13 protein-coding genes are annotated in these 12408 nt (G+C 37.6%); 6 read left to right on the forward strand and 7 right to left on the reverse strand.

Going from position 1 to position 12408, the window contains the following annotated elements:
- From tnpC to tnpA, 3 genes are read right to left on the reverse strand one after another with little or no spacing between them, the layout of a single operon-like run.
- Positions 1-1206 carry an IS66 family transposase gene (tnpC, locus tag DPX34_RS15070; RefSeq protein ID WP_157964744.1) on the reverse strand — a complete coding sequence of 402 codons (1206 nt, stop codon included), beginning with the start codon at positions 1204-1206 and terminating at the stop codon, positions 1-3.
- Positions 1207-1241: 35 nt separating this feature from the next.
- Positions 1242-1607, reverse strand: a complete 366-nt coding sequence (gene tnpB / locus DPX34_RS15075) for an IS66 family insertion sequence element accessory protein TnpB (RefSeq protein ID WP_111979280.1) — start codon at positions 1605-1607, stop codon at positions 1242-1244.
- A complete protein-coding gene (gene tnpA, locus DPX34_RS15080; protein WP_111979281.1) occupies positions 1604-1930 on the reverse strand; it encodes an IS66 family insertion sequence element accessory protein TnpA in 327 nt (108 codons plus the stop codon). Before tnpA ends, tnpB begins: the two co-directional genes overlap by 4 nt.
- Positions 1931-2234: 304 nt before the next feature.
- On the opposite strand from tnpA, the gene DPX34_RS15085 reads away from it, so the two are divergent.
- Positions 2235-3170 carry a sugar kinase gene (locus DPX34_RS15085; protein ID WP_111979282.1) on the forward strand — a complete coding sequence of 312 codons (936 nt, stop codon included), beginning with the start codon at positions 2235-2237 and terminating at the stop codon, positions 3168-3170.
- Between the two features lie 184 nt (positions 3171-3354).
- The gene (gnd, locus tag DPX34_RS15090) at positions 3355-4821 is read left to right on the forward strand and encodes a decarboxylating NADP(+)-dependent phosphogluconate dehydrogenase (protein ID WP_111979283.1); all 1467 of its coding nucleotides are present in this window, start codon (positions 3355-3357) and stop codon (positions 4819-4821) included.
- Positions 4822-4892: 71 nt separating this feature from the next.
- Here gnd and yaaA read toward each other — a convergent pair whose 3' ends face one another.
- The 3 genes from yaaA to nadK all read right to left on the reverse strand — a co-directional run bounded on the left by yaaA (position 4893) and on the right by nadK (position 8495).
- A complete protein-coding gene (gene yaaA / locus DPX34_RS15095; RefSeq protein ID WP_111979284.1) occupies positions 4893-5672 on the reverse strand; it encodes a peroxide stress protein YaaA in 780 nt (259 codons plus the stop codon).
- Positions 5673-5829: 157 nt separating this feature from the next.
- Entirely contained in the window at positions 5830-7494 is a 1665-nt protein-coding gene (gene recN / locus DPX34_RS15100; RefSeq protein WP_111979285.1) for a DNA repair protein RecN, read from the reverse strand.
- A gap of 128 nt (positions 7495-7622) precedes the next feature.
- The gene (gene nadK, locus DPX34_RS15105) at positions 7623-8495 is read right to left on the reverse strand and encodes an NAD(+) kinase (RefSeq protein ID WP_111979286.1); all 873 of its coding nucleotides are present in this window, start codon (positions 8493-8495) and stop codon (positions 7623-7625) included.
- A 377-nt stretch (positions 8496-8872) separates the two neighbouring features.
- Between nadK and grpE the strand changes: the two genes are divergently transcribed.
- The 3 genes from grpE to bfr (DPX34_RS15120) all read left to right on the forward strand — a co-directional run bounded on the left by grpE (position 8873) and on the right by bfr (DPX34_RS15120) (position 10620).
- Positions 8873-9463 carry a nucleotide exchange factor GrpE gene (gene grpE, locus DPX34_RS15110; RefSeq protein ID WP_111979287.1) on the forward strand — a complete coding sequence of 197 codons (591 nt, stop codon included), beginning with the start codon at positions 8873-8875 and terminating at the stop codon, positions 9461-9463.
- A gap of 213 nt (positions 9464-9676) precedes the next feature.
- Positions 9677-10153, forward strand: a complete 477-nt coding sequence (bfr, locus tag DPX34_RS15115; RefSeq protein WP_111979288.1) for a bacterioferritin — start codon at positions 9677-9679, stop codon at positions 10151-10153.
- Complete coding sequence (gene bfr, locus DPX34_RS15120; protein ID WP_111979289.1) at positions 10153-10620, forward strand: bacterioferritin; 468 nt, start codon at positions 10153-10155, stop codon at positions 10618-10620. Before bfr (DPX34_RS15115) ends, bfr (DPX34_RS15120) begins: the two co-directional genes overlap by 1 nt.
- A 61-nt stretch (positions 10621-10681) precedes the next feature.
- Here bfr (DPX34_RS15120) and DPX34_RS15125 read toward each other — a convergent pair whose 3' ends face one another.
- On the reverse strand, positions 10682-11029 hold the full coding sequence (locus tag DPX34_RS15125; protein ID WP_157964745.1) for a hypothetical protein: 348 nt from the start codon (positions 11027-11029) through the stop codon (positions 10682-10684).
- Positions 11030-11338: 309 nt separating this feature from the next.
- On the opposite strand from DPX34_RS15125, the gene DPX34_RS15130 reads away from it, so the two are divergent.
- Positions 11339-12408: IS4 family transposase (locus tag DPX34_RS15130; RefSeq protein WP_111979291.1), on the forward strand; the 1070-nt coding region annotated here is incomplete at its 3' end.

Raw genomic sequence — 12408 nt, forward strand, 5'->3', positions numbered from 1 at the left:
TCAAAGATCAACACCCTCTAGGATAGGGATACTTTTATTTTGCCGTACTTGGAAGATTTGCTCCGGTGATTGATTTTTAATGTCCCGCTCAACAAGATAGAGTTTATTGATATAGCTTAACGCCATATCGGCACGCGATACCTTGCTTTTGCCCTTTTTAGGTTGAGCTTGTTGGGCCTCTTTAAATTTACGGCGGGCGTGATCCCAACAACCCACCGAAATAAGGTTATTATTCTCACATACCGCGGGGTAAGCTGAATAACCATCACTTTGCAGGTAGCCGTCATTAAACCCATCGAGCAGGCGCGCGGCTACCTGACCTGAGCGTGAAGGAGCATAGTCGAATAAGACACTTTGTTGATCTTCAAGCCCGCCGAGCGATACCCACATCCATTTATCACCGGTTGCACTGTAACCGGGCTCTTTTAAAACTTGAACACGGGTTTCATCCATCATTATCAGTGGACCACTGTGTTGATGCTCTCTGAGTAAGTTAATCAGTGATTGCAGTTGTTTTGATAATGATATAACCCAGTTAGCCAGTGTGGCGCGGGTTATGTCGCCGCCATAACGTTTAAGCTGTTTCTCGATACGGTAAAGCGGTAAACCATCCGCGTATTTAGAGACAATGACATAGGTTATTAAGTTCACACTGCCCATGGCTTTAGGCAATGGGTGCTTTTTAACGTCAGCAACCTTAAATTCACGCCCACCTTCATCCGTTTTAAACACCGCTTTTTCTTGCATGTACTCTAATACTCGGACTTTTGCCGGTACAATGTCTAATTCTTCGCGTACTTTGATAAAGAAAGAGTCGATAGCACCGGCTTTTTCTGCGTCTGATAAATAGGCAAATACTTGTTCACGCGGTAGCTTTTTATCAAAAGGCTTACGACCGCGTTTGCTTTTATTATTTTGCGGTGGATCAGGCAGTAGCTCACTTTGCTCCGGCTCAGCGGTTATTTCAGCTTCATCAAACAATCGCCCTTGTTCTGCGGTTGTTTGCTCACTGCTGGAGCCAAAGCGTTTGTGATTGGATAAACGCAAATATTCTTCTAGCAACTCAATACGCTGTTTTTGCCACGTGATCACCTCAGATTTCTTATCGATAATATCATCTTTTTCAGACAGCATTGAGCTCACCTGAGTCATGATATCATCAAGTGATTTATCCTTATATTCTATGGGTTTCAGCGGTGTTTTCATGCCCGATATTATACCTGTTTCAGCCACTAAAATCGCTAAAAAACAGACTCATATTGCAACTTTTTATACCCTTGCATTGCACTAATATCATAGCCATCAAGCAACCAATTTATTTGCTGCCCCGTTAATGTTATGACCTCTTCACCGCGCTTGGGCCATTTGAATTTATCTTCCGCCAAACTCTTGTAATAAAGTACGAAGCCATTGTCTTCCCAAAACAAGCACTTGATTTTATTACGACGCTTATTAGTGAACGCGTAAAGGTGCCCAGTAAAAGGATTGTGCCCTAATTCACATTCAATCAATGCACATAAACCCAAATGAGATTTACGAAAATCAATTGAGGGTTGATACAAATAGACTTGAGTTAAACCGATATTCGGGCGCATCACCCCCGTCATGATAAAATGCCAGCCAGTTGCTTAACGACAGCAAGATTATGTTCGTTGATACCCGATAAGCGCACGCCATTACAAAAATTGAGTGTCAGCCCATCCGCGATCACCGCCGGCTTTACCTGAACACTCACAAAGCCCGAAGCAGGTTTATTCGGTGTTTGCACTGCTAATACGCGTTTGTAATAGCTAAATTTATCTTGGCAAAGTTGATGCTCACGGCAATAAGCAGCTTGGGTTAAGGCGCTTTGCTGCCATTGCTCAAGATGTTGTCGCCAAAAAGGGTGATCTTGAATTGGATTATTTGTTGTATTTTCTGTCGCTGTCATTTTATTTTCTCCTGTGCATGCGATGAGAAAATTATGCAACAGTAAAATTCAGCAGGTAAGTACGTCGGTTGATTAGGCGCTTACCAATAATACACTAAATGCACGGTAATTCAAATACAAACTTATAAATTCATATTTAACTAAAAGGTTGATAGGTTTTAAATACGGCCTCAAATAACGTTTATTGTGTAATGTATACAATAATTATTATTTATAATTAGTTGTTTTTTTCGGGGTAATGTTGATAATGCTTGAGTATTTTTCAATTATGAAATTGTATTAAACTTTTACGTTAGGATTTTAAATGGCTTCTTTATTCGTTATTGGCGAATGTATGTTGGAACTTAAACCAACATCTAATTCAAATTTACTCAAAAATTATGCTGGTGATACCTATAATTCAGCAATCTATGCAAAACGAATTAGCCCTGAAATAGATGTGTCTTATTTTTCTGGCGTTGGTGAAGACAACTTTAGTCAAGAAATGATCGAGCAATGTAAGCTTGAAGCAATTGATACTCAATTTGTATTTGCATCAAAAACCGCACAAATTGGTATATACGCTATTAGTATTGATGAAACGGGTGAAAGAAGCTTCAGTTATTGGCGTAAAGGTTCAGCTGCAACCCAAATGATGACATTGTTAGATGAATCTGTAACCAATTATGATGAGTTACCTAAACTTGATATTGCTTATTTTAGCGGAATATCACTTGCTATTTTAAGTGATGAAGAAAGACATAAGCTTATTAAACTGCTAACGCATTTGAAAGCTAACGGTACTCGCATTGCTTATGATCCAAACTATCGACCTAGAATGTGGAAAGATAAAGCAGAAGCTATTTATTGGTTAGAAGAGTCATATAAAATTAGTGATCTAGTTTTCCCTGGTTTAGAAGATCACGAAGACATGCTCGGTCATACGACACCTGAAGAAATTACAGAATATTTACAACAATTCTCAACATCAGAACAAGTAATAAAGTGTGGTTCGCAAGGTGTATATGGTTATCAAAACCATCAACAAGTGTTCCATCTACCTTTTACTCCAGCACCCGTGCAAGTTGATTCTACAGCAGCCGGCGATTCTTTTGCGGGGGGCTATTTGGCCGGACGATTATCAAATAAATCAATTGCTGATTCGATTGTGCAAGCCGCAACCGTTGCATCTTTTGTTGTTCAGCACCCTGGTGCAATCGTAGAAAAAACTAAATTTAGCGACTTTTTAACTAAAATTTAAAGTCCATAAATATTACGGTTACTTATATTTGTTGGCTATTAATAGCCAACAAATATAAACCTATAAACTGTAATTCCTATTTATGGCGCATTTAATCCAAATTCTAATAAACAAGTTGCTTTGCAATTTGTTGTCTATTTCAGTTTAAAAACTGAATATCAATTCATTATCTCGGGGGAGAAACATGAAAAAAACATCTGATATTGGTGTAGTCGGTCTAGCCGTTATGGGTGAAAACCTAATTCTAAATATGGCAAGTAAAGGCTTTACCGTTACTGCCTATAACCGGTCTTATAATAAAGTCGAAAATTTCATAAATGGTCGTGCAGCGGGTAAATCTATTCGCGGAGCGGACTCGATAGAAAATTTAGTAGCATCGCTAGAAACACCTAGAAAAATAATGTTAATGGTGAAATCGGGTCAACCGGTTGATGATTTTATTGAGCAACTTATCCCACACCTTTCAAAAGGCGATATTATTATTGATGGTGGTAATAGTCAGTTTGAAGATTCAAACCGTCGTACAAAATCACTCGCAGCACAAGGCTTATTATATGTAGGCAGTGGTGTGTCAGGTGGAGAAGAAGGTGCACTTTTAGGCCCCTCTATTATGCCCGGTGGCGCAAAAGAAGCGTGGCCACATTTAAAACCTATATTCCAAGCAATATCAGCAAAAGTAGCCGATGAAAATGGTGACTTAACCGTTCCTTGTTGTGATTGGGTTGGCAGTGACGGATCGGGTCATTTTGTAAAAATGGTACACAACGGTATTGAATATGGCGACATGCAATTAATTTGTGAAGCCTATATTTTAATGCGTGATTTACTCGGTATGTCAGGCGACGAAATGCAAGCGGTGTTTGCCGATTGGAATACAACCGATTTAAGTAGTTATTTAATTGAAATAACAGCTGATATCTTAGCTTATAAAGAAGATGGCCAACCGTTAGTCGAAAGTATTTTAGATACCGCAGGCCAAAAAGGTACGGGTAAATGGACAGGTGTAACGGCATTACATTTAGGTGTGCCATTAACGTTAATTGGTGAAGCTGTATTTGCCCGTTGTTTATCGGCCATAAAAGATGAACGAGTACAAGCTTCAAGCGTATTAGCTGGACCAAAACCTACCTTTACAGGCGATAAAGCGGCGTTTTTGGAAAGTTTAAAACAAGCTTTACTCGCGTCCAAGATCGTTTCTTATGCGCAGGGTTATGCCGTGATGCGCGAAGCCGCTAAAGAATATGATTGGGAGCTTGATTACGGTGCAATCGCATTAATGTGGCGCGGTGGTTGTATTATCCGTTCTGTTTTCTTAGACAATATCAAAACTGCTTTTGATACTGATCCTGAATTATCAAATTTATTATTAGATGATTACTTTAATAAAGTGGTAAGTGGAACTCAAACAGGTTGGCGTGAAGTTGTTGCAACAGCGACATTACAAGGTGTTTCAGTGCCTTGTTTATCTTCTGCTTTAAGTTATTACGATGGCTATCGTACCGCTAATTCACCGGCAAATTTATTGCAAGCTCAGCGTGATTACTTTGGTGCTCATACCTATGAGCGTAAAGATAAAGCGCGCGGCGAGTTTTTCCATACAAATTGGACAGGTCGTGGTGGCAATACGTCATCAACGACTTATGACGTATAACTTTTATTGAGTTATTAACGTTAAAAGCCACTTATCATGTTTTATAAGTGGCTTTTTGATTTTAGTCACTTTTAACTATCAGCAATATTCCGAATAAAGACCGGGTTGGCATCAGTCGATAACTCTTCACTATAACCATATCCAGCGCTATCAAATTTAAGTAAAGCGTCAATACTTTTTACTTCATTTTCTATCATGTATCTAGCCATTAAACCGCGCGCTTTTTTTGCGTAAAAGCTGATAATTTTGTATTGGCCATTTTTCCAATCTTTGAATTGTGGTGTAATAACTTTTGCTGTGAGTGATTTAATTTTTACTGATTTAAAATATTCATTAGATGCTAGATTGATCAAGTGGTCTGATTTAACTTTACTGATTGCGGTGTTAAGTTCATTTGTGATCACATCACCCCAAAAATGATATAAGTTACTGCCTTCATCATTCGCTAATTTAGTGCCCATTTCTAACCGATACGCTTGCATTAAATCCAGCGGTTTTAACAAGCCATACAAACCCGATAATATTCTTAAATGCTGTTGCGCGTATTCAATGTTTTTATCAGAAAGCGAACTTGCATCTAGGCCTGTGTATACATCACCATTAAATGCAAAAAGCGCTTGCCGAGCATTATCTGAGGTAAATGGTGGTTGCCATTCACCAAAACGGGCTGCATTTAGTCCTGCTAATTTATCACTTAAGTGCATCAAACTTGCTATTTCTTGTGGTGATAATGTTTTGCATATATCAATTAAGCGTTGGCTATAATCAAGAAGCGTTGGCTGAGTAAACTGAGTTGTTGGCGTTGGCGATTCATAATCTAAGTTTTTAGCAGGTGATACGACAAATAACATGACTCTATCTTATTTAGTTAATTATGTTGATATTGTACTAAAAACAAAGTGTTCGCTACAGCCACTTTATAAAATAGTTTTGAATTTATAAAAAACAATCCCCCCGCTTTAATTAAGTGGGGGTTGTATGAAGTTGTATCAGGAAAGGTGAGGGCTATTAAGCAATGAGTAATTCTCGAGCATTCGCCATCGCGGTTTCTGTGATTTTATCACCGCCCAATAAACGCGCTAACTCTTCAATTCGTTCATGCGAATCAAGTGAGTGCATTGATGTATGTGTTTGATGCTCATCCATGTTTTTATGAACTTGCATTTGATTGTGTCCACAAGCTGCCACTTGAGGCAAGTGAGTAACACAAATGACTTGAGTGTTCTCACCAATTTTTCTAAGCATCTTACCGACGATGGCAGCAGTTGCTCCACTGATACCGACATCCACTTCATCAAATATCAAAGTCGGCGTCGAAACTCGCTCTGCAGTGATCACCTGAATGGCTAAACTGATCCGCGATAATTCACCACCTGAAGCGACCTTACCAATAGTTTGCAATGCTTGACCGACATTAGCACTAACCAAAAAATCAATATTATCTGAACCATTTTTAGTTGGCGATCCTGATTGTGTAATTTCAATTTTAAATTGAGCTTGGGCCATATTTAACGCTTGCATTGATTCTGTTATTGCTTGAGATAAATGTTCAGCGGCTTGAAATCGTGCTTGGTGGAGCAAAGTTGCATGTTCCCAATAACGAGCTTCTGCTACATTAACTTCATTTTCAAGCGTTACTGAAAGCTCATTCGACGATTGAATGTCTTTAAGTTCAATTGTTAATGCTGAATGTTCTTGATGTAAATTTTCAGGTGTCGTTTTGTGTTTACGTGCGAGATCCATGGCTTGCGAAATACGTGTATCCAACTGCATTAACCGTTCAGGATCAGGTTCTAAACCATCAACATAATGCCGTAATTCACTGCTTGCTTCTTGTAGGTTGATCGACGCTTCAGATAACAAAGTTTGAATAGGGACCAGTGAGTCATCCATATTTGATAAATTAGATAACTTATTCGCTAAACTTTGCACCAAACTACAAGCACTGTGTTCATCACTATCAAAAAGCATGGTTAATGCTAATTGACTCTCATTAACGAGTCCTACGGCATTAGAGAGTATTTTATGCTCTGCTTCTAATTGTTCAAATTCACCTTCCGCTATAGCAAACTCGTCTAGTTCGGCCACTTGGTACTCAACAAGTTGTAATCTATCTTGGCGTTGCTGCTCAGCCTTTTTTAATTTAGCTAGTTCAGCTCGCTGCATAGACCAGTATTGATAAGCATTAAATGTATTTGTTATTAAATCAGAATGTGAGGCAAATTCATCTAACAATGCGAGTTGATTATCATTTTTTAATAATAATTGATGCGCATGTTGGCCATGAATATTAACTAAATGATTAGCGAGGAGTTTCAATTGCTGCAAGGGGACAGGTGTACCATTGATATAGGCTTTCGATCGACCTTCAGAATTTATTATACGGCGAATTATACAGTCACTTGGCAAGCCATCTGCGAGTTCGTTGTCTACTAGCCAATTTATTGCATTAGGTATTTTAGTAATCGAAAAACGCGCACTCACTTCTGTTTTATCAGCGCCATGCCTAACCATGTTAGCATCGGCTCTATCACCTAAACATAGGCCTAGCGCATCTATTGATATCGATTTACCAGCGCCAGTTTCGCCGGTAATGGTTGTCATACCGCTATTAAATTCGATGTCTAAATTTTCGACAATGGCAAAATCTTTTACATATAATTGAGTTAGCATATTCGTGAACTACTGTATAAAAATATATGTAATAATTTATACTGCACAAACACTGTATGTGTCAACAGTGTTTGTGCATTTTTTTAATATAATAATGTGTGCTTTCTAATTAATCGATTGGATATAAATTAATAGAGTTTGCTACCCCAATTCAACTTTCGTCTGATCACATTATAATAGCTATAATCTTTAGGGTGTAATAATTTGAGCTTTTGCTCTTGCATTTTAATTTCAACAACATCGCCTTTATCTAATGGTAATGATGCATGACCGTCACAAGAAACGCCCATATTGACTTGAGGTTTTGATATCACCAATTTAATAGTCGAATGCGCATCTACAACAATAGGACGATGCGATAATGAATGAGGGTACATTGGCTGCAAGCAAATAACTTCTAAACCCGGTGTCAGAATTGGACCACCACCCGAAAGTGAATAAGCAGTTGAGCCTGTTGGTGTGCATAAAATCAAACCATCGGCCCGTTGACTAAACATAAATGTATCGTCAATAAACACTTCGAACTCTAACATTCTTGCCACTTGACCTGAATGTAAAACGGCTTCATTAACTGCGCTTCCTGAACGAACACAGCCTTCTTGGTTTTTACAACAAATATCGAGCAAAAAACGTTCTTCAAGTTTATAATCACCTGCAAGAACTTTTTTTAATGCACTCTCAAAAGCTTCGGGATTAAGATCAGTTAAAAAACCTAAGTTACCCCTATTAACTCCGATCACGGGTACACCACATTTAGAAAATGCACGAGCAGCCCCTAACATGTTGCCATCACCCCCCACAACAATCACTAAATCGCATAAATTACCAAAAGAAAATAACATTTCTTGGTTTGCGTATTCATCGTCAGTGTGTGTTTTGTGCGCTATTTTAACCTCTATATCAAATGAAGTTAAAAACGCGTTGAGTTTTTTTAAGGTGTCGGTTGTTCCTTGGTGGTTAGATTTTCCTACTAAGCCGACGGTTTTGAATTTTGAAATCATATTGCTCAACAACTTTTTGTAATGTAAGTAGTTTACCTGATTTAATAAATTAAAATTAGATTTCAACAAGTAAATTGTAAAATTGATTTATAAAATAATACATGGGCAAATAATAGACAAATAAACCTTAAAATAAGTAATTAATAAACCGATTTTATTTTTTGACTTGAATCATTAAAAATAATCCCCACATATGCCAAAAGTTGTCTTTAAAAAAGTTACTGTTGCGTACAGTAAATTAATTGGCTGTTATAAAAGGAGCATTTGGTCTCTTTAACATTAAACATATTTACTAGCTTATTCACCTTATAACGATGAGTAAGTCAAATACAGAAATGAATAACCTGAGATAGGTCGAAATAAATTGGAGTTTTAAAATGAGCAATGATCAACAAGATATCAATAACGATGCGCAAGAAGAAGTCGTGGTTGAAACAGCTGAGAATGTTGAAGTTGAAGCATTAAGTGAAGAACAATTACAAATTGAAAAACTTACACAACAATTAGCAGCTGCAGAAAGAACCGTTGCAGACCAACAAGAATCAGTTTTGCGTGCTAAAGCTGAGGTTGATAATATTCGTCGACGTTCAGCTCAAGATGTTGAAAAAGCACGTAAATTTGCATTAGAGAAATTCAGCTCAGATGTACTTGTTGTCGTTGATAACTTAGAACGTGCTCTTGAAAGTGCAGATAAAGAAAATGACGACTTAAAACCGATGATAGAAGGTGTAGAACTAACGCTTAAAAGTTTTACTGATGCACTTGAAAAACACGGTGTTAAACAAGTTAACCCTGAAGGTGAAACCTTCAACCCTGAATTGCATCAAGCAATGTCAATGGTTCCTAATCCTGACGTGCCACCGAATACCGTTATCGCAGTCATGCAAAAAGGTTATGAATTAAATGGTCGTTTAGTTAGACCTGCAATGGTTATGGTTTCTGCTGCAGGTGTAAACACACAAGCCTAATGCAAACTAATTTATAAAATAGCCCAGCATTATTATGCTGGGCTTTTTTTTAGAATCGAATTACGGTTGATAACCATGGTATAAATGATAATAGTTAATATTCACAAGTTATTGTTTTTAAAAGAAAAAGTTGATTTTATGCTATTTCTCATTATACTCAATTGATGAATTAAATTATTATCTGCTAATCCAATAAATGGATAGGAGCAACACATGAAAACCCAAAGCCAACTCATTGTTTTACTTAATGAAGTTTTAACTAGCGAACTCACTTCAATTAACCAGTTTTTTTTACATGCGCGTATGTATAAAAATTGGGGGCTGTCGGCACTAAATGAAAAGTGCTACAAAAAATCAATTAAAGACATGAAACAAGCTGATGTACTCATTGAGCGTATTTTATTTTTGGAAGGATTGCCTAATTTGCAACGTTTAGGCAGTTTAAAAATAGGTGAAGATACCGTTGAAATGATCGCTTGTGATACCGAGTTTCAATTAGAGCAAATCCCCTTACTCAAGAAAGCGATAGCAATTTGTGAAAAAGAACAAGATTACGTATCACGCGATCTTATTCAAGAGATTTTAGAATATGAAGAAAATCATTTAGATTGGCTTGAAACACAAGCTTATCAAATTGACAATTTAGGTATTCAAAATTATTTACAAGCACAAGTTTCAGGAGACGCATAATGAAAGGTAACACTAAAGTAATTGATGCATTGAATGTATTACTCGCTAATGAACTCTCTGCGATGGATCAATATTTTATCCATTCTCGTATGTACGACGACTGGGGATTAAGTAAACTATTCGAACGCATATCGCATGAATCTGATGATGAAAGACAGCATGCCTCTTTATTAATCGAGCGTATTCTCTTTTTAGAAGGTAAGCCAGATATGGTTACCCGAGATGGTTTGCAGATCGGTGATGATGTGCCAACCATGTTAGAAAATGATTTAAAAGTAGAATATGCGGTAGGCAATTTACTGAAACAAACTATTCTGCTTTGTGAATCAGAGCAAGACTATGTGACTCGCGATATGCTCACAACCTTACTTGAAGAAACTGAAAACGATCATGCACATTGGTTAGAACAACAGCTTAGATTGATTAAAATGCTTGGCTTGCCAAATTATTTACAATCACAAATGTAAATTTTCAGTAATAAACACTTTAAACCTTTACATAAAAACCGCTTATCAACTTAGCGGTTTTTTATTGCTTAATAAACTTAACCGATAAAAGTGTATACCATGGCTTTTGGTATCGTAACCAAGCTAAGTATGTGGCTTTTATACCACAATGATTAATACGTACGATCACTTCATGATCACTTGGTAACACTTCACTGTCGGGTTTAATACTTTGCTCTGAATCTGCAAATAACATTGTACTTTGAATCGTGACTTGTCCGGTTTTACAAGCCGTTAGACTATTAAAATAAACACTAAGCGTTTGGTTAATTGTTTTTTCATACCCAAGGGTAGGGCAAGCCAATAGCATAAAAGACAAAGACAAAGACAAAGACAAAGACAAACCGAGTTTTCTGAAGAATATATTCATAATGAAGAATAATACTAATTATCGTCAATAACAGAGCCGCTATACGTGTTCAAAAACTCAGTAACGGCGGTTAAAAATCAACCGGTAGTATCACAACGTAGCTAAATTTTACCTAGCTTTGTGCATTTATTGAGAACCGTGATTACGCTATTGAAAATTATATATAGTCAAAGCGATCGGGTTTTAGGGACAGGTTTCTAGCTCCAGACGAAACCTAAGTACTTACATCCCTGTCTCTTATACACAAGTTTTAAATGCGAGTTAAATATGATCTAATACCCATTACATACTGTTTCGTAATGAATTTCAATGCAGCAACTTACCTCGCAACAATGGGCAAATCAGATTTTTGGCAATGCTAATTTAGGAGACCCTCGCAGGACTCGTCGGTTAACACAATTAGCATCGGACCTATCCAATAATGTTGGAGATTCCATTGTTAAATCCTGTGATAGTCCCGCTCACATTGAAGCTGCATATCGTTTTATCCGTAACGACGCTATCTGCCCGGATGATATTGCCGAGTCTGGATATTCGCATACCTGTCAGCTCTTGCCAGACTCTCCTTTAGTTCTTGCTATTCAAGACACCACGGAACTGAGTTATGAGCATAGTGTAGCTAGTAAGTTAGGTAACGTGAGCAACTCAAAAACAAAGACCAGTCGAAAACGTTCATTGCATGTTCATTCGACTTTGCTCCTTGATGCTCAATCAGAAAAAACGATTGGACTGGCTAATCAAAAATACTGGTTTAGAGAAAATAAAAATAAAGGCACTCGAGAAGAGCAGCAAAGACGTAAGTTTGAAGATAAAGAATCTTCTGTTTGGATGAAGTGTTTTGAATCGGTAAAAGCCAGAGCCAGTAATGTAAGCAATATTATTGACGTCTGTGATAGAGAGGCCGACATTTACGAATACTTAAATTACCATCATACACATGCGCATCGATATCTAGTCAGAGCCAAGGCCAATAGAAATTTACTAGAACCACGAGGCAAGCTATCTAAATTGAGTGAAGATGTCATTGGACAGTGCTGTTATACCGTGGATATCGCACAACGAGGAAATCGTCCCGCTAGGCAAGCCAAAATGACTCTGAACTATCAATCAATAACGATTGGCAAACCTAAACGAGCAGAGGGAGCTGATTCGTTGACGTGTAATGTGATTATTTGTGACGAAAAAGACAGTGATGATAAAGAAGCGTTGCGCTGGGTATTATATACGAATGAAACGATTAAGAATGCTGAAGATGCGCAGCGATTAGTCAGATATTACGAATTACGTTGGCGTATAGAAGAGTTTCATAAGGCATGGAAATCGGATGGAACGGATGTCGAAGGTTTGCGTCTTCAAACGGTTGACAACCTAAAACGAAT

The organism is Algibacillus agarilyticus, assembly GCF_003286125.1.
GTDB classification, from domain to species: Bacteria; Pseudomonadota; Gammaproteobacteria; order Enterobacterales; family Alteromonadaceae; genus Algibacillus; species Algibacillus agarilyticus.